The organism is Pseudomonas sp. KCJK9058, from assembly GCF_046230975.1.
GTDB classification, from domain to species: Bacteria; Pseudomonadota; Gammaproteobacteria; order Pseudomonadales; family Pseudomonadaceae; genus Aquipseudomonas; species Aquipseudomonas alloputida.
In genome coordinates this window covers 23171-41774 of sequence record NZ_JBJJLR010000014.1, presented here as the reverse complement: position 1 = coordinate 41774, position 18604 = coordinate 23171, and the positions used below count along the sequence as shown (strand labels likewise).

At 62.4% G+C, this 18604-nt stretch carries 16 protein-coding genes; 9 read left to right on the top strand and 7 right to left on the bottom strand.

All coding sequences use genetic code 11. The features are described 5' to 3' along the window. Nucleotides 1–93 precede the first annotated feature (93 nt). Nucleotides 94–1611 (top strand): nucleobase:cation symporter-2 family protein, encoded by a 1518-nt coding sequence (locus tag ACK59Z_RS10450; RefSeq protein ID WP_108191300.1) that lies wholly within the window; start codon nucleotides 94–96, stop codon nucleotides 1609–1611. 35 nt (nucleotides 1612–1646) lie between these two features. Here ACK59Z_RS10450 and radA read toward each other — a convergent pair whose 3' ends face one another. Beyond that, nucleotides 1647–3017 (bottom strand): DNA repair protein RadA, encoded by a 1371-nt coding sequence (gene radA / locus ACK59Z_RS10445; protein ID WP_003251626.1) that lies wholly within the window; start codon nucleotides 3015–3017, stop codon nucleotides 1647–1649. Between the two features lie 176 nt (nucleotides 3018–3193). On the opposite strand from radA, the gene mscL reads away from it, so the two are divergent. Further along, nucleotides 3194–3613 (top strand): large-conductance mechanosensitive channel protein MscL, encoded by a 420-nt coding sequence (gene mscL / locus ACK59Z_RS10440; protein ID WP_003251622.1) that lies wholly within the window; start codon nucleotides 3194–3196, stop codon nucleotides 3611–3613. Between the two features lie 426 nt (nucleotides 3614–4039). On the opposite strand, the gene ACK59Z_RS10435 is transcribed toward mscL, so the two are convergent. After that, nucleotides 4040–4816 carry a ferredoxin--NADP reductase gene (locus ACK59Z_RS10435; protein ID WP_108191302.1) on the bottom strand — a complete coding sequence of 259 codons (777 nt, stop codon included), beginning with the start codon at nucleotides 4814–4816 and terminating at the stop codon, nucleotides 4040–4042. Between the two features lie 215 nt (nucleotides 4817–5031). Between ACK59Z_RS10435 and ACK59Z_RS10430 the strand changes: the two genes are divergently transcribed. Beyond that, nucleotides 5032–5739: an autoinducer binding domain-containing protein gene (locus tag ACK59Z_RS10430; RefSeq protein ID WP_108191303.1), complete on the top strand. Its 708-nt coding sequence runs from the start codon at nucleotides 5032–5034 to the stop codon at nucleotides 5737–5739. Nucleotides 5740–5835: 96 nt separating this feature from the next. Then, a complete protein-coding gene (locus ACK59Z_RS10425; protein WP_054889685.1) occupies nucleotides 5836–6960 on the top strand; it encodes a methyltransferase in 1125 nt (374 codons plus the stop codon). A gap of 105 nt (nucleotides 6961–7065) precedes the next feature. Here the strand turns inward: ACK59Z_RS10425 and ACK59Z_RS10420 are convergent, their stop codons facing one another. From ACK59Z_RS10420 to ACK59Z_RS10410, 3 genes are read right to left on the bottom strand one after another with little or no spacing between them, the layout of a single operon-like run. Next, on the bottom strand, nucleotides 7066–7221 hold the full coding sequence (locus ACK59Z_RS10420) for a DUF2474 domain-containing protein (protein WP_003251614.1): 156 nt from the start codon (nucleotides 7219–7221) through the stop codon (nucleotides 7066–7068). 9 nt (nucleotides 7222–7230) lie between these two features. Further along, complete coding sequence (cydB, locus tag ACK59Z_RS10415; protein WP_003251612.1) at nucleotides 7231–8238, bottom strand: cytochrome d ubiquinol oxidase subunit II; 1008 nt, start codon at nucleotides 8236–8238, stop codon at nucleotides 7231–7233. Between the two features lie 3 nt (nucleotides 8239–8241). Beyond that, the gene (locus ACK59Z_RS10410; RefSeq protein WP_010955309.1) at nucleotides 8242–9678 is read right to left on the bottom strand and encodes a cytochrome ubiquinol oxidase subunit I; all 1437 of its coding nucleotides are present in this window, start codon (nucleotides 9676–9678) and stop codon (nucleotides 8242–8244) included. A gap of 343 nt (nucleotides 9679–10021) precedes the next feature. On the opposite strand from ACK59Z_RS10410, the gene ACK59Z_RS10405 reads away from it, so the two are divergent. The 3 genes from ACK59Z_RS10405 (at nucleotide 10022) to trmA (ending at nucleotide 13849) form a co-directional block, all read left to right on the top strand. After that, a complete protein-coding gene (locus ACK59Z_RS10405; protein ID WP_409292957.1) occupies nucleotides 10022–11242 on the top strand; it encodes an MFS transporter in 1221 nt (406 codons plus the stop codon). A gap of 229 nt (nucleotides 11243–11471) precedes the next feature. Continuing rightward, nucleotides 11472–12767, top strand: coding sequence for an NCS2 family permease (locus tag ACK59Z_RS10400; protein WP_003251606.1), 1296 nt, complete (start codon nucleotides 11472–11474; stop codon nucleotides 12765–12767). After that, nucleotides 12764–13849: a tRNA (uridine(54)-C5)-methyltransferase TrmA gene (gene trmA, locus ACK59Z_RS10395; protein WP_019752543.1), complete on the top strand. Its 1086-nt coding sequence runs from the start codon at nucleotides 12764–12766 to the stop codon at nucleotides 13847–13849. Before ACK59Z_RS10400 ends, trmA begins: the two co-directional genes overlap by 4 nt. Nucleotides 13850–14036: 187 nt before the next feature. On the opposite strand, the gene pcaG is transcribed toward trmA, so the two are convergent. Beyond that, nucleotides 14037–14642 carry a protocatechuate 3,4-dioxygenase subunit alpha gene (pcaG, locus tag ACK59Z_RS10390; RefSeq protein ID WP_003251601.1) on the bottom strand — a complete coding sequence of 202 codons (606 nt, stop codon included), beginning with the start codon at nucleotides 14640–14642 and terminating at the stop codon, nucleotides 14037–14039. A gap of 10 nt (nucleotides 14643–14652) precedes the next feature. Then, nucleotides 14653–15372 carry a protocatechuate 3,4-dioxygenase subunit beta gene (gene pcaH / locus ACK59Z_RS10385; RefSeq protein WP_003251597.1) on the bottom strand — a complete coding sequence of 240 codons (720 nt, stop codon included), beginning with the start codon at nucleotides 15370–15372 and terminating at the stop codon, nucleotides 14653–14655. A 199-nt stretch (nucleotides 15373–15571) separates the two neighbouring features. Between pcaH and ACK59Z_RS10380 the strand changes: the two genes are divergently transcribed. Further along, nucleotides 15572–16462 carry a neutral zinc metallopeptidase gene (locus ACK59Z_RS10380; RefSeq protein ID WP_108191304.1) on the top strand — a complete coding sequence of 297 codons (891 nt, stop codon included), beginning with the start codon at nucleotides 15572–15574 and terminating at the stop codon, nucleotides 16460–16462. Nucleotides 16463–16585: 123 nt separating this feature from the next. After that, nucleotides 16586–18553, top strand: coding sequence for a methyl-accepting chemotaxis protein (locus ACK59Z_RS10375; RefSeq protein WP_375135887.1), 1968 nt, complete (start codon nucleotides 16586–16588; stop codon nucleotides 18551–18553). Nucleotides 18554–18604: the final 51 nt, after the last annotated feature.

Here is an 18604-nt window from a genome sequence, read left to right as displayed (position 1 = left end):
GCTCCAATCAAAATATTGTATACAATTCTTGTGGCAATCATTTGTAGGAAGTGTCTACAGTAGCGGCACAACAATAAACAGAGAGCCTGCTCCATGACTACGTCCCCTAGCACGTCTCCCGCCAAGCGACCCGAGGATGAAAACCTCGGTCTTGGTGCCAACCTGGCCTATGGTCTGCAGCATGTGCTGACCATGTATGGTGGGATCGTCGCAGTACCCCTGATCCTGGGGCAGGCCGCGGGCCTGAATGGTGCCGAAATCGGCATGCTGATCGCCGCCTCGCTGTTCGCCGGTGGCCTTGCCACCCTGCTGCAGACCCTTGGCCTGCCGTTCTTCGGTTGCCAGTTGCCACTCGTCCAAGGCGTGTCGTTCGCCGGTGTGGCGACCATGGGTGCGATCCTGAGCAGCGAGGGGGGTGGTGGCCTGCCAGGGGTGCTCGGCGCGGTCATGGCTGCGTCGCTGATCGGCTTTCTGATCACACCGGTGTTCTCGCGCATCACCAAGTTCTTCCCGCCGCTGGTGACCGGTATCGTGATCACCACCATCGGCCTGACCCTGATGCCGGTTGCCGCACGCTGGGTAATGGGTGGCAACAGCGCCTCGCCGGAGTTCGGCAGCGTGGCCAACATCGGCCTGGCCGGGCTGACCTTCGCCATCGTGCTGCTGCTGAGCAAGCTTGGCAGCGCCACCATCTCACGCCTGTCGATCCTGCTGGCCATGGTGGTCGGCACGCTGATCGCCTGGGCATTGGGCATGACCGATTTCAGCAAGGTCAGCGAAGGCCCGATGTTCGCCTTCCCCACGCCTTTCCACTTTGGCATGCCGGAGTTTCACATCGCCGCGATCCTGTCGATGTGTATCGTGATCATGGTCACCCTGGTGGAAACGTCGGCCGATATCCTCGCCGTGGGTGAGATCATCGACACCAAGGTGGACTCCAAGCGCCTGGGCAACGGCCTGCGCGCCGACATGGCATCGAGCATCCTGGCGCCGATTTTCGGTTCGTTCACCCAGAGCGCGTTCGCCCAGAACGTTGGCCTGGTGGCCGTGACCGGGGTCAAGAGCCGCTACGTGGTGGCTACCGGCGGCGTGATTCTGGTGGTACTCGGCCTGCTGCCAGTCATGGGCCGGGTGATTGCCGCCGTGCCTACCCCGGTACTGGGCGGCGCCGGTATCGTGCTGTTCGGCACCGTGGCGGCCAGCGGTATCCGCACCCTGTCCAAGGTCAGCTACAAGAACAACGTCAACCTGATCATCGTCGCGGCCTCGCTGGGCTTCGGCATGATCCCGATTGCCGCGCCGACCTTCTACCACCACTTCCCGAACTGGTTCGAGACCATCTTCCACTCCGGCATCAGCTCGGCGGCGATCATGGCCATCCTGCTGAACCTGATATTCAACCATTTCACCACCGGCAACTCAGAAAACCAGTCAGTGTTCGCTGCAGCCTATGAGCGCACCATCCAGTATTCGGACATTTCCGCGCTGCGTGATGGGGACTACTTCAAAGATGGCAAGCTGTTCGATGCCGAAGGTAACGAAGTGCCGATGCTGGAACTGGACGAGCATGGCAATGAAACGGTCAGGCGCACGGTCGTTGCCGAGCACTGACTGATTGCAGGAGCGAGCTTGCTCGCTCCTGCACACTATTCGAACAATGCATCCAGCGCCTGTTCCAGGCGGGTAACGGCAATCACCTGCAACCCCGCAGGCGCTTCTTTCGGCGCATTGCCCTTGGGTACGATGGCACGCTTGAAACCGTGCTTGGCCGCTTCCTTCAGGCGTTCCTGGCCACTGGGCACCGGCCGTACCTCGCCCGACAAGCCGATCTCGCCAAACACCAGCAAACCATGGGCCAGTGGCCGGTTACGCAAGCTGGACATCACCGCCGCCAGCAGCGCCAGGTCCGAAGCCGTTTCCAGCACCTTCACCCCGCCGACCACGTTGAGAAACACATCCTGGTCATGGGTCGGGATACCGCCATGGCGGTGGAGCACCGCCAACAACATGGCCAGGCGGTTCTGGTCCAGGCCCAAGGTTACCCGCCGCGGGTTGGCCAGATGGCTATCGTCGACCAGCGCCTGCACCTCGACCAGCATTGGCCGGGTACCCTCCCAGGTTGCCATCACCACGCTACCCGGCACCTCTTCCTGAGTACGGTTGAGGAAGATCGCCGACGGGTTGGATACCTCCTTGAGGCCACGATCGGTCATGCCGAACACGCCCAGCTCGTTGACCGCGCCAAAGCGGTTCTTGACCGCCCGCAGCAAGCGCAGCCGGCCATCGGACTCACCTTCGAAATACAGCACCGTGTCGACCATGTGCTCCAGCACCCTTGGGCCAGCCAGCGAGCCTTCCTTGGTCACGTGGCCGACCAGAAAGATTGCCGTACCGCTTTGCTTGGCATAGCGCACCAGCAACGCTGTGCTTTCGCGCACCTGGGCCACGCCGCCCGGGGCCGATTGCAACTGCTCGGTGAAAATGGTCTGGATCGAGTCGATCACCATTACCCGCGGCTTCTCGACCCGCGCCGTGGCAATGATCGTCTCGATGCAGGTTTCGGTCATCACCTTGAGCTGGTCCTGAGGTAGGCCCAGCCGCCGCGAGCGCATGGCCACCTGCTGCTGCGACTCCTCCCCCGTGACATACAGTGCCGGCATGCCCACGGCGATGTTGCACAAGGTCTGTAGCAAAATGGTCGACTTGCCGATGCCGGGGTCACCGCCAATCAGCACCACCGAGCCATCCACCAGGCCGCCACCCAGCACGCGGTCCAGTTCGGTGCTGCTGGTCGTGAAACGCGGGATTTCCTCGACACTGACTTCGGCCAGGGTCTTGATCTGCGCTTGCTGTCCTGTCCAGCCAGCGCGGCCGCTACTGGGTGCAGCAGCGCCGCCGCTTTCGATCATGGTTTCGACCAGGGTGTTCCAGGCCCCGCATTCGCCGCACTGGCCGGCCCATTTGGGGAAGGTCGCGCCGCATTCGGTGCAGCCATACAAGCGCTTGGCCTTGGCCATGGGTGGGGTCTCCTGGAAAAATTCGCCATGATAACTGAGCAGGACGTGTCTCGAACGCTTCGAGATGCGACAAAACTATTCGTTCTAACTGCAGTCTGTAGCCCTGAACACAACGCATGAAGCGTTTAAGTGGCTTACACTGCGTTAACCTCACCTTTTGTTACAAGGAACCAAACATGGGCGTGCTCAACGAGTTCAAGGCTTTCGCAGTCAAAGGCAATGTCGTCGACATGGCGGTCGGTATCATCATCGGCGCGGCCTTCGGCAAGATCGTCTCGTCCTTCGTCGGCGACGTGATTATGCCGCCACTGGGCCTGCTGATCGGTGGTGTGGACTTCAGCGACCTGGCCATTACTTTGAAGGCTGCCGAAGGTGACGTACCAGCGGTGGTGCTGGCGTATGGCAAGTTCATCCAGACCGTGATCGACTTCGTGATCGTGGCCTTTGCCATTTTCATGGGCGTGAAGGCGATCAACAAGCTCAAACGTGAAGAAGCCGTGGCGCCGACTACGCCGCCTGTGCCTTCGGCTGAAGAGACGCTGCTGACCGAGATTCGCGATTTGCTCAAGACGCAGAACCAGAACCGCTTGCCTTGAAATTGCCGGGGGTGCTGTAGGAGCGGGCATGCTGGCGAAGAATCCAGTGCGGTGGATGGCACCGGCTTCGCCAGTGTTCGCGGGTAAACCCGCTCCTACACGGCGGCCTGTGTTAAACCTCCGATGTGTGTCCACCACCAATCTGCGTAGGAGCGGGTTTACCCGCGAATACGGTGGCGGCGGCAACGGTGAACGGCGGGTGGAGATTGGCCAGCAGGGCCGGCCTCTTCGCGGGTAAACCCGCTCCTACACGGCGGCCTGTGTTAAACCTCCGATGTGTGTCCACCACCAATCCGGTGTAGGAGCGGGTTTACCCGCGAATACGGTAGCGGCGGCAACGGTGAACGGCGGGTGGAGATTGGCCAGCAGGGCCGGCCTCTTCGCGGGTGAACCCGCGCCTACAGGCCCGCAACGGCCGCAATGGACTTACCAGTAGTTCTCGACTGCCACCTGCCCCGGCCGCTTGCTCAGGCTCAATTGCAGGTCGCGCGCCTTGAGGACCTTGCGGGTTTCGTCGATCATTTCCGGGTTACCGCACAGCATCACCCGCGAATGCTCCGGCGACAGCTCAAGCCCTGCCTCCTTCTCAAGCTCGCCATTCTCGATCAACGTGGTAATGCGCTGATTCAACGCCCCAGGGTGTTGTTCACGGGTCACCACGGGAATGAACTGCAACTTGCCCGCGTACTCGGCCAGATAATCGCGCTGTTCCAGCCCGGCAATTTCATCCACATAGGCCAGCTCCTTCGCTTCGCGCACTGAATACACCAGCTTGATGCTGTCGAAGCGCTCCCAGGCCTCGAAGTCCTGGAGGATTGACATGAATGGCGCAATGCCGGTACCGGTAGCCAGCAGCCACAGGTCACGACCACCGACGAAGCGGTCGAGGGTGAGGAAACCGAACGCCTGTCGGTCGATCAGCAACGTATCGCCTGCACCCAAACGGCTCAGCTCACTGGTGAACTCACCACCTGGCACCACGATGGAAAAGAAATCCAGGTGCTCGTCATGGGGGGCGCTGACCATGGAATAGGCGCGCCACACCACACTCCCATCGGCCTTGGTCACACCTAGCCGGGCGAATTGGCCGGAACGGAAGCGGAACCCCGCATCGCGCGTAACCCGCAGGCTGAAGAGGTTCGGCGTCAGTGGCTGAACGTCAAGCAGTGTCTGGCGAGTGAACTTTTCGGCGCTAGCGGTCATATCGGGCTCCAGGGTTGGCGTGTGCACAGTGTCGCCTAAAGTGGCCAGGATAAAAACCACCGCTTTGTAGGGCCTCATCCAGGGTGAACGTGCCGAACTCGCAGAAAATCCTGTTCGCTATAACAAAAAAATCCCAACAGGATGGTAGGTCTTTTCCTACAATCATCCGGGTACTCAAACGGATTGGATCCTGCGCGCCCCAAGGAGTGTTTCAAATGCTTCACTGGAAACCCGAGTATCTTCATGCGTTCGTCAGCGAACGCAGCCCGCAGAAGCTATTCGATATCGCAGTCCATCTGGCTCAGGACCTGGACATGGATTACCTTGGGCTGAACATCCGCATTCAGATCGCTACGCAAACGCCAAGGCTGTACCTCTACAGCAACTACCCAATTGAGTGGATCGAGCGCTACCAGCGCGACGACTTCTACAAGCAGGACCCGGCAGCGAACCTGAGCCACAGCTCGACGATGCCGGTGCTGTGGACCGATGACCTGTACAAGGAAGCCCCGCAATTTCGCGAAACGGCCTGCCAGCATGGCTTGCGCCACGGCTGGACACAGTCGCTTCACGATCAGCAGCACAACGAGAGCCAGATCAGTGTCGCTCGGCCAAACGGCCACATCGATATGCTCGAACTGTACGACAAAGCCGGCAGTGTGCAGTGGCTGTGCCACACCCTTCACGCGGTACTGGGCGAGCACCACCTGAACGCGCTATGCCCACCCCAGCCGAAAATGAGCGAGCGTGAACTGGAAGTGCTGAAATGGTCTGCCGCCGGCAAGACCGCTGCCGATGTTGCCTCCATCCTCTCGCTGTCGCAAAGCACGGTCAATTTCCATATCCGCAGCGTGATCACCAAGACCAACGCAGCCAACAAGGCCGGAGCCATTGCCATTGCCGCCTTGCGTGGCTGGATCTGATCTTCGAACCTGCGACCTCGGGCAAAGCCCTGTAGAATCGCCCGGCAAAGCCCGGCGCGAACCGCAACGGGCAGTTTCGTACCCGAGCCAGACGCCATGCCCCTGTTGACCACCCCCTACGCCGAACTCGACCTGATCCGCCAGCCGGAGCAGGCCAACGACCCGTTGCAGGCCTTCGATGCCGCCGACGAGTACCTGCTTGCGCAGCTACACGATCAGGCACCCGACGCCAATTGCCGGGTACTGGTGCTCAATGACAGCTTCGGTGCCTTGGCCGCAAGCCTTGCGGGCCAGCTGCAGGTGGTCAGCAGCGGTGACTCGCACCTGGGGCACCTGGCCCTGGAAAAGAACCTGGTGCGCAATGGCCTGCCGTTCGACAGTGTGCCGTTCGTACCGGCCAGCGAACACTGGCAAGGCCCGTTCGACCGGGTGCTGGTGCGTGTACCCAAGACCTTGGCCCTGCTCGAAGAACAACTGATCCGCCTGCAAGGCCAGCTGGCACCCGGTGCGCAGGTGATTGCTGGGGCAATGATCAAGCACCTGCCACGGGCGGCCGGCGACCTGATGGAGAAGTACATCGGCCCCGTACAGGCTTCGCTGGCACTGAAAAAGGCCCGTTTGCTGACAGCAACAGTTGCCGAGCGGCCGCTCGCCAAGTCCCCCTATCCCAGCTGCTACCGCCTCGACGCGCCGGCACTTGACTTGGTCAACCACGCCAACGTGTTCTGCCGTGAAGGCCTGGATATCGGGACGCGGGCGTTCCTCCCGCATCTACCACGCGACCTTGGCCGTGCGCGGGTGGCAGACCTGGGCTGCGGCAACGGCGTACTCGCGATCGCCAGCGCCCTGGCCAACCCGGATGCCGAGTACACCCTGGTCGACGAGTCGTACATGGCAGTGCAATCGGCGCAGGAGAACTGGCTGGCAGCGTTGGGCGAGCGCCCGGCGACCTTCTTCGCGGCCGATGGCCTGGCCGGGCTGGAGAAGCAGTCGCTGGACGTGGTGCTGTGCAACCCGCCGTTCCATCAACAGCAGGTAGTGGGCGATTTCCTCGCCTGGCGCATGTTCCAGCAGGCGCGTGAAGCGCTGGTGGTAGGTGGGGCGCTGTACATCGTGGGTAACCGCCACCTGGGCTATCACAGCAAGCTGGCGCGGTTGTTCCGGGGGGTGGAGCAGGTGGCGGCAACGCCCAAGTTCGTCATTCTGAAAGCCCGCAAGTAGGCGCGCCACCGCCCCCGTAGGAGCGGGCTTGCCCGCGAACACCGGCAACGCCGGTGTCATCTAGCGCGTTGCCTGCTTCGCGGGCAAGCCCGCTGCCGCTCTTTATCAATGTGTGGTCAGGCCCGCCGCCCCCATGAACAGCCGCATCACCCAGGCCGCCACACCCAGCGCTGCGACGCTCATCGCCCAGATCAGCAACAGCCAACCCAGTCGCTGCCACAACGGTTTCTTGTCTTCCAAACCATGCTTGCCAGCCATCATGCGGCCCTCCTAGTGGTAGCCGTCTTCGTGGGTCACCTTGCCGCGGAACACGTAGTAGCTCCAGAAGGTATACATGAGGATAAACGGCAGGATGAACAGAGTACCCACCAGCATGAAGCCCTGGCTTTGCGGTGGCGCTGCGGCATCCCAGATCGAAATCGACGGCGGGATGATGTTAGGCCACAGGCTGATTCCCAAACCGCTGTAGCCAAGGAAGATCAGTACCAGCGTGAGCAGGAACGGCGTGTAGTGCGCGTTGCGTGCCACCGCTTTGAGCAACCCGTAGAAGGTCACCAGCACCAGTAGCGGTACCGGCATGAACCAGATCAGGTTGGGCATGCTGAACCAGCGGTCGGCAATCTGCGGGTAGGCGATGGGCGTCCACAGGCTGACGATACCGATCACCACCAGCAGCACCAGCGCCAGCGGCCGGGCCATATCGTGCATCTTCTGCTGCAACGGCCCTTCGGTCTTCATGATCAGCCAGGTGCAACCCAGCAAGGTGTAGGCCACGATCAACCCCAGCCCGCAGAACAGGCTGAATGGTGTCAGCCAGTCCAGGGTGCCACCGGCAAAATGCCGGTCGACAACCTTGAACCCCTCCAGGAACGCGCCCAACGCCACGCCCTGGAAGAAGGTGGCGATCAGCGAACCCCAGATAAAAGCCTTGTCCCAGATGTGCCGTTTGTCGGCCTTGGCCTTGAAGCGGAACTCGAAGGCCACGCCTCGGAAAATCAGGCCGATCAGCATCAGGATCAGGGGCAGGTACAGGGCCTCGAGGACCACGGCATACGCCATCGGGAAGGCACCGAACAGTCCGGCACCGCCCAGGATCAACCAGGTTTCGTTGCCATCCCATACCGGCGCGACAGTGTTCATCATGACATCACGGTCCTGCTCGCCCTTGACGAAGGGGAAGAGCATGCCGATCCCCAGGTCGAATCCGTCCATCACCACGTACATCATGACGCCGAAGATGATGATCACGGCCCAGATCAGTGGAAGGTCGATACCCATGGTTCAGTTCCCCTCGTTCAGGCTGGCAGAGGTGGCCTCGCGGCCATCATCGGCGGCGGACAAAGGCCGTGCCGGCGTGCGTTTCTGGCCTGGGCCTCCCGGTGTGTGCTCGTCACCCTCGCCGGTCTGCGGCCCTTTGCGTACCAGGCGCATCATGTAGCCAAGGCCGGTGCCAAACAGGGCGAAGTACACCACCACGAACGCCACAAGGGTGAAGCCGAGCTGGGCGTAGCTGTGGTTGGAAACACCGTCCGCCGTGCGCATCAGGCCGTACACCACCCAGGGCTGGCGGCCAATTTCGGTGGTGAACCAGCCGGCCAGCAGCGCGACCAGCCCGGATGGGCCCATCCACAGGGCCACATGCAGGAACGGGCGCGAACTGTACAGCGTGCCGCGTTTGCGCAACCACAGGCTCCACAGGCCAACGAAGATCATCAGGAAACCAAGCCCGACCATGATCCGGAACGACCAGAACACAATGGTCGAATTAGGCCGGTCCTCGGGCGGGAACTCCTTCATCGCCGGCACCTGCTTGTCCAGGCTGTGAGTCAGGATCAGGCTGCCGAGCGCCGGGATCTCGATCTTGAACCGGGTAGTCTCGGCCTCCATGTCGGGAATGCCGAACAGGATCAGCGGCGTCGGCTCACCGGGCACGTTCTCCCAGTGGCCTTCGATCGCGGCAATTTTCACCGGCTGGTGCTTGAGGGTATTGAGGCCGTGGAAATCGCCGATCACTGCCTGAATCGGGGCGACGATCAGTGCCATCCACATGGCCATCGACAGCATCTTGCGCACGGCCGGGTTGTCACGCCCGCGCAGCAGGTGCCAGGCCGCCGAGGCACCGACGAAGAACGCGGTGGACACGAACGCGGCAGTGGCCATGTGCATCAGGCGGTAGGGGAAGGAGGGGTTGAACACCACCGCAAACCAGTCCACCGGCACCACCCGACCATCGATGATCTCGTGACCTTGCGGGGTTTGCATCCAGCTGTTCGAGGCGAGAATCCAGAAGGTCGAGACCAACGTACCGAGCGCTACCATCACCGTAGAGAAGAAGTGCAGACCACGGCCGACGCGGTTCCAACCAAACAGCATGACGCCCAGGAAGCCGGCCTCAAGGAAGAACGCAGTCAGTACTTCGTAGGTGAGCAGCGGGCCGGTGACGGCGCCGGCAAAGTCGGAGAAGCGGCTCCAGTTGGTGCCGAACTGGTAGGCCATGACCAGGCCGGAGACGACGCCCATGCCGAAGTTGACGGCGAAGATCTTCGACCAGAAGTGATAGAGGTCACGGTAGACCTGGTTGTGGGTCCGCAGCCATAGGCCTTCGAGGACTGCCAGGTAACTGGCCAGGCCAATGGTGATGGCCGGGAACAGGATGTGGAACGACACGGTAAAGGCAAACTGCATTCGGGCGAGCTCTAAGGCTTCTATTCCGAACATGGTGCTTCCTCTTCAGATAATCCGGCGTCCGGGCTTGTGGCCCCAGTCGCCCACTGCCCCCACTGGGTCGAGTACGGCGTGTTGGAATTGTTCTGTTCGATCGCAGGGATTCCGGCCAGACGGCCATTTCATCGATCTGGAACGATTGACCCAGATCAATTAATGCTAGGAAGCATAGTCCCGAATGGCCCGGTGGGCCGTGTGGTGGATTGCCGCGTGACCTGTTGCCTCACCCTCTTTGATTAACAGTCGAAAAGTGCCGACCTGAGCAAACAGTAACCGTTTGTTACAAACAGATGATACGCTGCGCACCCCTCTACTGCGCCGAGGCCCCTGGTTTCCGATGTCCGATTCCGCACCGCAGTTGTTGCGTCACCATCGTCCTTTTCTGGCCTTCTGGCTGGCCCGCGTGTTCACCGCCAGCGGCTTCCAGATGCTCACCGTGGCCATCGGCTGGCACCTCTACCAATTGACCGGCAACGTACTGGACCTGGGCCTGGTCGGCCTGGTCGAGTTCGCCCCACGGGTGCTGTTCATGCTGCACACCGGCCATGTCGCCGACCGCTATGACAGGCGCAAGGTCGCCGCCCTGTGCCAGAGCCTTCAGGGGCTGATTGCCCTGGCGCTGGCGGTGGGCAGTGCCACCGACAACGTCACCCGCGAACTGATCTTTGCCCTGGCCTTCCTGCTCGGCGCCAGCCGCTCATTCGAAATGCCGGCAACCCAGGCGTTGTTGCCCAATGTGGTACCGGCCGGGCTGTTCCCGCGGGCAGTGGCGGCGTCGGCCTCGGCCACCCAGTCGGCAACCATCGTGGCGCCGGCGGTGGGCGGCTTCCTGTATGCCTTTGGCAGCATGTGGGTGTACGGCCCGACGGTGGCCTTGTACGCCATTGCCTGCGTGCTGACCCTGAGCCTGCAGGCGCGCGGCCAGGTCGCACAGCGCGGGCGCGCCAGCATCGAATCGTTGCTGGCCGGCATCCGCTTCATTCGCAGCCGGCCCGACATCCTCGGCGCCATCTCGCTGGACCTGTTCGCCGTATTGTTGGGCGGAGCCACCGCGTTGCTGCCGGTATTTGCCAAAGACATCCTGCTGACCGGGCCGATGGGCCTTGGCCTGTTGCGCTCGGCGCCAGCGGTGGGGGCGTTGCTGATGTCGCTCTGGCTGGCGCGCTTCCCGTTCCAGCGCAACGTCGGGCGGACGATGTTCACTGCGGTCGGGGTGTTCGGCGTGGCGACCATCGCCTTCGGCCTGTCGACCTCGTTCTGGTTCTCGCTGGCGGTACTGGTGGTACTGGGTGCGGCAGACATGATCAGCATGGTCATTCGCAGTTCGTTCGTGCAGCTGGAGACACCGGATGAAATGCGTGGGCGGGTCAGCGCGGTGAACGGTTTGTTCATCGGTGCCTCGAACCAGCTCGGTGAGTTCGAATCGGGGGTGACCGCGCACTGGTTTGGTACAGTGCGGGCGGTGGTGCTGGGCGGGGTGGGCACTTTGGTGGTGACCGGGGTGTGGATAAAACTGTTCCCTACCCTGGCCAAGCGGGATCGGTTGCATAACGGGTGATGGGTCACCTGTGCCCGCCGCTTCGCGGGCAAGCCCGCGCCTACGGGGGAACTTCCACGCACAGGGCCAGAAAAACCCATTCCCCAACGGCCATAGGCCCCCGCCATGCATGCTGGTATGATGCGCGGCTTTTTTCCTCCCCACACAAAACCACAGCATCCGGTACGGTCTGTGCTTTGCTGATGGGGTCGATACATTCATGGCGCCGGGGGCGCCTTGGGGAGCGGGCATGCTGGAAAGGCTGTTTCAACTAAGAGCACACAACACCAACGTGCGCACCGAGATTCTCGCGGGCGTCACCACCTTCCTGGCCATGGCCTACATCCTGTTCGTCAACCCGAGCATCCTCGGCGAGACCGGCATGGACAAGGGCGCGATCTTCGTCGCCACCTGCCTGGCAGCAGCCATCGGCTCCGCCACCATGGGCCTGATTGCCAACTACCCGATCGCCCTGGCACCGGGCATGGGCCTGAACGCGTTCTTCACCTACACCGTAGTGCTGCACATGGGCCACACCTGGCAGGTGGCACTGGGTGCCGTGTTCCTGTCGGCGGTGATGTTCTTCCTGCTGTCGATCTTCCGCATCCGCGAGTGGATCGTGAACAGCATTCCGCTGCCGCTGCGTTCGGCGATTGCCGCCGGCATCGGCCTGTTCCTGGCATTGATCGCCCTGCATAACGCCGGCATCGTCGTCGATAACCCAGCCACTTTGGTGGGCATGGGCGACCTCAAGCAGCCGTCGGTGATTCTCGCCACATTGGGCTTCTTCCTGATCGTCGGCCTTGAGTCGCTGAAAGTGCGCGGCGCGGTGCTGATCGGCATCCTGGCCGTCACCGTCGCGTCGATCGCCATGGGCGTCACGCCGTTCGGCGGGATCGTGTCGATGCCACCTTCGCTGGCACCCACCTTCCTGCAGCTGGACATCGCCGGTGCCCTCGATGTGGGCCTGATCAGCGTGATCTTCGCGTTCCTGTTCGTCGACCTGTTCGACAACTCCGGCACCCTGATCGCCGTGGCCAAGCGCGCAGGCCTGATGGGCAAGGACGGCCACATGCCGAAGATGGGCCGCGCCCTGATCGCCGACAGCACCGCCGCCATGGCCGGCTCCCTGCTGGGCACCTCGACCACCACCAGCTATATCGAGTCCGCTGCGGGTGTGAGCGCCGGTGGCCGCACCGGCCTGACGGCCATCGTGGTTGCCGTGCTGTTCCTGCTGGCGCTGTTCTTCGCCCCCCTGGCCGGCAGCGTGCCGGCGTTCGCCACCGCTCCGGCGCTGCTGTTCGTCGCGGTGCTGATGGCCTCGGGCCTGGCGGAAATAAACTGGGACGACGTCACCGAAGCCGCACCGGTGGTGGTAACTGCCTTGGCCATGCCGCTGACGTACTCGATCGCCAATGGTATCGCCTTCGGCTTCATCGCCTGGACCGCCGTCAAACTGATTTCCGGCCGCCGTCGCGACCTGAACCCGGCCCTGGTGATCCTTTCCATCCTGTTCGTCATCAAGCTAGGCTGGTTCAACGCATGAGTGCTGCTTTCGACCCCTCCTCCTACGCCACCCAACTGGACGCCAAGGTGGCCCGGCTGCGCGAGCTGCTGGCGCCGTTCGGTGCGCCGGAACCGGCTGTTTTCGACTCGCCACGCGAGCATTACCGCCTGCGCGCCGAGTTCCGCCTGTGGCGCGAGGATGGCCAGCGCCACTATGCCATGTTCGCCCCGGGCGAGAAGCACAAGGCAATCCTGATCGACGATTTCCCCATTGCCAGCGAACGCATCAACGCGTTGATGCCACGCCTGAAGGCAGCCTGGCAGGCCAGCGAAGAACTGGGCAACCGCCTGTTCCAGGTGGAGTTCCTCACCACCCTGGCTGGCGATGCGATGATCACGATGTGCTATCACCGCCCGCTGGACGAGGCCTGGGAAGTGGAAGCACGGCAACTGGCTGAAGCGCTGGGGGTGAGCGTCATCGGCCGTTCCAAGGGCAAGCGCCTGGTTATCGGCCGCGACTACGCGGTGGAAAAACTCGATGTGGCTGGCCGCGTGTTCAGTTACCGCCAGCCGGAGGGTGCGTTCACTCAGCCCAACGGCGCAGTGAACCAGAAGATGCTCAGCTGGGCCTTCGAGGCCATGGGCGAGCGTGAGGATGACTTGCTGGAGCTGTATTGCGGCAACGGCAACTTCACCCTGCCGCTGGCCACGCGTGTACGCCAGGTGCTGGCCACCGAAATCAGCAAGACGTCGGTCAATGCCGCACTGAGCAACCTTGACGAAAACGCTGTGGATAACGTGCGGCTGGTACGCTTGTCGGCAGAGGAGCTGACCCAGGCACTGAATGAGGTGCGGCCGTTCCGTCGCCTGGAAGGCATCGACCTGAAGAGTTATCAGTTCGGTACCGTGTTCGTCGACCCACCGCGGGCCGGGATGGACCCGGATACCTGCGAGCTGACCCGGCGTTTCGAACGCATCCTGTACATCTCGTGCAACCCGGAAACGCTGGCAGCGAACATCGCCCAGTTGCAGGACACCCATCGCATCGAGCGCTGTGCATTGTTTGACCAGTTCCCGTATACCCACCATATGGAGAGTGGGGTTCTGCTGGTTCGGCGCTGATCGTTGTATTGCCGGGGCTGCTTTGCAGCCCATTCGCGGGCAGGCCCGCTCCTACATTGATCGGCGTACAGCCCGTTGCTCAGCGTACAGCCGATTGCTCGGTGCACAGCCATTGCTCGGAGTACGCAGATCGTTGTAGGAGCGGGCTTGCCCGCGAATGGGCCGCAGAGCGGCCCCAAGCTTCACCTCAGAAGTCGAAGAAAACGGTCTCCCCTTCCCCCTGAATACGGATATCAAAGCGGTACGCCGTCTTCCCATCCACTTCGCAACGCTTGGCAATCAAGGTTTCACGCCGCTGCGGCTGCTCGATCAGGTTGAGCACCGGGCACTTGGCATTGGCCTGGGCCTCATCATCGAAATACAGGCGCGTGTGCAGGTGGATGTTGATGCCACGGGCAAACAGGCTGATGTTGATGTGCGGCGCCATCGGCACGCCCGCAGCGTTGTTCACCACACCCGGCTTGACCGTGTGCAGCGTCCACTCACCGGCATCGAAGGTCGTGGCGGTGCGGCCGAAGCTGTTGAAGGCGTTTTCCAGGTTGTAGGCATCCTGGTACTCGCCGTTGGCGTCGGCCTGCCACACTTCCAGGAACGAGTCGCGCACCAGGTGGCCATTACCGTCATACACCTGGCCGAGCAGCAGAATGTGCTCGCCTGGCGCGTCTGGCTTGGCCAGGCGGTTCCAGATTTCCTGATCGCGGGTCGGGTTGCCGGCCGCTTCCAGGGCCAGGCCGATGTGCACGTAGGGGCCGGCAGTCTGCGAAGGGGTTTCCGGCAGCAGTTCGATAGGCATGGCGGGGTCCTCAGCAGTTTTCGAAGTGGGTCTTGCGCTGGCCGCGCAGCACGATGTCGAAGCGATAGGCCAGGCAGTCCATCGGGTTGGCGTTGCTCATGTCGAGCTTGGCGATCAACTGCTGCACGGCTTGCGGGTTGGCGATCGACTTGACGATCGGGCACATCGGAATCAGCGGGTCACCTTCGAAGTACAGCTGGGTGATCAACTTGGTGGCGATCGATGGGCCGCTGATGGCGAAGTGGATATGCGCCGGGCGCCAGTCGTTCGGGCCGTTGCGCCATGGGTACGGGCCCGGCTTGATGGTGCGGAAGCTGTAGTAGCCGTCACGGTCGGTCAGGCACCGGCCAACACCACCGAAGTTCGGGTCCAGCGGCGCCAGGTAGCGGTCGTTCTTGTGGCGATAGCGGCCGCCGGCGTTGGCTTGCCACATCTCCACCAAGGTGTTCGGCACAGGCTTGCCGTACTGGTCGACGACACGGCCGGCAACGATGATGCGCTCGCCGATTGGCAGGCCACCGTTATTGAAGTTCAGCAGCAGGTCATGGTCATGGGCGCCGAAGCCCAGGTGGGAAAAATCCGGACCAGTGGTTTCGCTGATCGACTGCGGAATACTGACCAGTGCCTGGCGCGGCGAGCGGGCAATGGACGTCTTGTAGTCAGGCGTAAGGGCTTTGGGGTGCCAGTTGCGATCACGGATCACGAAGCGGCTGTTGTCCTGGGCGGGCATGCCGGTTTCCTCTCTTGGAATTATGAGAACGCCTGAGTGTGGCAGGCGGACTTACAGTTTCCGGCAGGTCGCGGGCGATGAACATTGAAATCGACCCCTTGATACATAACCAAATGGTTATGGATAAACACCTCGGCCTGACAGGTTCCACCTTCGTGAACTAATCTTTGTCTTCTTGTTTCACGCTCGGAGAGCATTCATGGAATGGCGAAAAGGCCGACGCAGCGACAACGTGGTCGATGCCCGAGGCGAAGGTGGCGGCGGCGGCATGCGTTTCGGCGGCGGCAAAGGGCTGGGGCTTGGGGCAATCCTGCTGATCGTCGGCATCGGCTGGCTCACCGGGCAGGACCCGTTGCAGATTCTTGGCCAGCTTGCCGGGCAGATGGAGCAGCAACAACAGCAGCCGGCACCCAGTGGTGCGGGCGGCAAGGCGCCACCGGCCAACGACCAGCAAGCCGAGTTCGTCGCCTCGGTTCTGGGTGACACCGAAGACACCTGGAAAGCCCTGTTCGCCGAGGCCGGCAAACAATACCGTGACCCCAAACTGGTCCTGTTCAGCGGCCAGGTCAATTCGGCCTGCGGATTTGCCTCGGCAGCGGTTGGGCCGTTCTATTGCCCGGCGGACCAGCGGGTGTACCTGGACATGTCGTTCTTCCGTGAAATGGAAACCCGCTTCGCTGCAGCTGGCGACTTCGCCCAGGCCTACGTGATCGCCCATGAAATCGGTCACCATGTGCAGACACTGCTGGGCGTTTCGGCCAAGGTCGACGCCGCACGACGCGCCGGCCAGCGCATGGAGGGCGACAACGGCTTGTTGGTGCGCCAGGAGTTGCAGGCCGACTGTCTGGCCGGGGTATGGGCATACCAGGCGCAGAAACGCCTGAACTGGCTGGAGCCAGGCGATGTCGAGGAAGCGCTGAATGCGGCCAATGCAATCGGCGACGACCGCCTGCAGCAGCAAAGCCGCGGGCGCGTAGTGCCAGACTCGTTCACCCACGGTACCTCGGCGCAGCGGGTACGCTGGTTCAAGGCCGGGTTTGCCGAAGGTGAAGTGAACCGCTGCGACACCTTCAGTGCACGCACCCTCTGATACCCGGTGCAACAGGGACCGAGTGAGACCGCTTGCTGACATTTTGCTGAAAAAGCGTTTCAGCTTCCCCAATCATGGCCGATAACCCCTGCACGAATCAGCGGGCATCCAGAACAAAAACGCCTGGCGATCGAAGATCAAGAGAGCGAAATCAACTTCTGGAGAGCGTGCATGAACAGCTGGTTCGCCAACATCAGCGTCAACCTTAAACTCGGCCTGGGCTTCGGCCTGGTGCTGGTCCTCACTGGCCTGCTGGCCCTCACCGGCTGGACCAGCCTGGGCAGCCTGATCGACCGTAGCAACTGGATGGGCGATATTGGCCAGTTGAACAAGGACCTCACCGATCTGCGCATTGCGCGCCTGCAGTACATGATCGCCAACGGCGACGATACCGCCGCCGCCAACACCCTGGCCAAGCTGGATGCATTCAGCAAGCAGCAGGCCTACCTGGCCACCACCTTCAAAAGCCCGGAGAACGTCAAGCTGCTGGGTGAGCTTGGCGATACCATCAGCGCCTACAAGGTGTCGCTGAACAAGATGCGCCAGGGCTACGACGCCACCCGCGCAGCGCGCGTTTCCATGAACATCTCGGCCACCCGCGCCGACCAGGCCATGGATGCGCTCAGCCAGGAGGTGATGGCTCGCCCCGAGGCTGACAGCGTGCGCCTGGCCCAGTACCAGCTGATCAGCAAGGCCCGCCAGCAATTGCTGCAGGTACGCATTGATGTGCGTGGCTACATCGCCGAGAACAGCAGCGCCAACGAGCAGGCCGCCCTGCGCCAGCTTGATGCGGCACTGGCCGATATCGACAACCTCAAGCGCCAGCTGCCCAGCGAAGACGCGCGCCTGCAACAGTTCGAAAACGCAGTACTGGCCTATCGTGACGCCGTACGCCAGTTCCGCGACGCGGTTGCCAACATCACCACCTCGCGCGCCGAAATGACCGTGCAGGGTGCCGACATCGTCAAGCGCAGCGACGCGTTGTACCAGATCCAGCTAGAGCGCCGTGACATCGAGAGTACCCAGGCCCGCAGCCTGCAGGCCATCGCCACACTGCTGGCGCTGCTGGTCGGCGTGCTGGCGGCGGTGCTGATCACCCGCCAGATCACGCGCCCGTTGCAAGACACCCTGGTGGCCGTGGAAAAAATCGCCAGTGGCGACCTTACCCAGCACATGCGCGTCACCCGCCGTGACGAACTGGGCGTGCTGCAGCAAGGCATCGCGCGCATGGGCACCACCCTGCGCGAGCTGATCAGCGGCATCCGCGATGGCGTCACCCAGATTGCCAGCGCCGCCGAAGAGCTGTCGGCAGTCACCGAACAGACAAGCGCAGGCGCCAACAGCCAGAAAGTCGAGACCGACCAGGTGGCCACCGCCATGCACGAAATGGCCGCTACCGTTCAGGAAGTGGCGCGCAATGCCGAGCAGGCCTCACATGCAGCCACCGGTGCCGATGACGAAGCCCGTGCCGGCGACCGCGTGGTGGGCGAAGCGATTGGCCAGATCGAACGCCTGGCCGAAGACATGCACCGCTCCACCGAGGCCATGAACCTGCTGCAGCAGGAAAGCCAGAAAATTGGTAGCGTGATGGACGTGATCAAGTCGGTGGCCGAACAGACCAACCTGCTGGCGCTCAACGCAGCGATCGAGGCGGCGCGTGCCGGCGAGGCAGGCCGTGGCTTTGCCGTGGTTGCCGACGAAGTGCGCGGCCTGGCCCAGCGCACGCAGAAGTCTACCGAAGAAATCGAAGAGCTGATTGCCAGCCTGCAGCACGGTACTCAGCAAGTGGCGAATGCCATGCAGGGCAGCCGTGCCCTGACCGACAGCAGCGTCGAACTGGCGCGAAAGGCCGGGTCATCGCTGGAGAGCATTACCAGTACGGTATCGAGCATCCAGTCGATGAACCAGCAGATTGCTGCGGCGGCAGAGCAGCAGAGTGCGGTGGCTGAAGAGATCAGCCGAAGTATCCTGAATGTGCGTGATGTGTCAGAGCAAACCGCAGCAGCCAGTGACGAGACGGCAGCGTCGAGTGTGGAGCTGGCGCGGCTGGGTGGGCAGTTGCAGACACTGGTCAGCCAGTTTCGCGTCTGACCTTTGGAACCTGGGGCCGCTTTGCGGCCCTTTCGCGATTCAAGGCCGCAC

What these genes read in the sequence shown, in the direction of transcription:
- mscL (WP_003251622.1), top strand. Translation starts at nt 3,194, where the DNA reads ATGGGCGTGCTCAACGAGTTCAAGGCTTTCGCAGTCAAAGGCAATGTC.
- ACK59Z_RS10405 (WP_409292957.1), top strand. Translation starts at nt 10,022, where the DNA reads ATGTCCGATTCCGCACCGCAGTTGTTGCGTCACCATCGTCCTTTTCTG.
- radA (WP_003251626.1), bottom strand. Translation starts at nt 3,017, where the DNA reads ATGGCCAAGGCCAAGCGCTTGTATGGCTGCACCGAATGCGGCGCGACC.
- ACK59Z_RS10400 (WP_003251606.1), top strand. Translation starts at nt 11,472, where the DNA reads ATGCTGGAAAGGCTGTTTCAACTAAGAGCACACAACACCAACGTGCGC.
- pcaG (WP_003251601.1), bottom strand. Translation starts at nt 14,642, where the DNA reads ATGCCTATCGAACTGCTGCCGGAAACCCCTTCGCAGACTGCCGGCCCC.
- ACK59Z_RS10425 (WP_054889685.1), top strand. Translation starts at nt 5,836, where the DNA reads ATGCCCCTGTTGACCACCCCCTACGCCGAACTCGACCTGATCCGCCAG.
- ACK59Z_RS10380 (WP_108191304.1), top strand. Translation starts at nt 15,572, where the DNA reads ATGGAATGGCGAAAAGGCCGACGCAGCGACAACGTGGTCGATGCCCGA.
- trmA (WP_019752543.1), top strand. Translation starts at nt 12,764, where the DNA reads ATGAGTGCTGCTTTCGACCCCTCCTCCTACGCCACCCAACTGGACGCC.
- ACK59Z_RS10435 (WP_108191302.1), bottom strand. Translation starts at nt 4,816, where the DNA reads ATGACCGCTAGCGCCGAAAAGTTCACTCGCCAGACACTGCTTGACGTT.
- pcaH (WP_003251597.1), bottom strand. Translation starts at nt 15,372, where the DNA reads ATGCCCGCCCAGGACAACAGCCGCTTCGTGATCCGTGATCGCAACTGG.
- ACK59Z_RS10430 (WP_108191303.1), top strand. Translation starts at nt 5,032, where the DNA reads ATGCTTCACTGGAAACCCGAGTATCTTCATGCGTTCGTCAGCGAACGC.
- ACK59Z_RS10450 (WP_108191300.1), top strand. Translation starts at nt 94, where the DNA reads ATGACTACGTCCCCTAGCACGTCTCCCGCCAAGCGACCCGAGGATGAA.
- cydB (WP_003251612.1), bottom strand. Translation starts at nt 8,238, where the DNA reads ATGGGTATCGACCTTCCACTGATCTGGGCCGTGATCATCATCTTCGGC.
- ACK59Z_RS10420 (WP_003251614.1), bottom strand. Translation starts at nt 7,221, where the DNA reads ATGATGGCTGGCAAGCATGGTTTGGAAGACAAGAAACCGTTGTGGCAG.
- ACK59Z_RS10410 (WP_010955309.1), bottom strand. Translation starts at nt 9,678, where the DNA reads ATGTTCGGAATAGAAGCCTTAGAGCTCGCCCGAATGCAGTTTGCCTTT.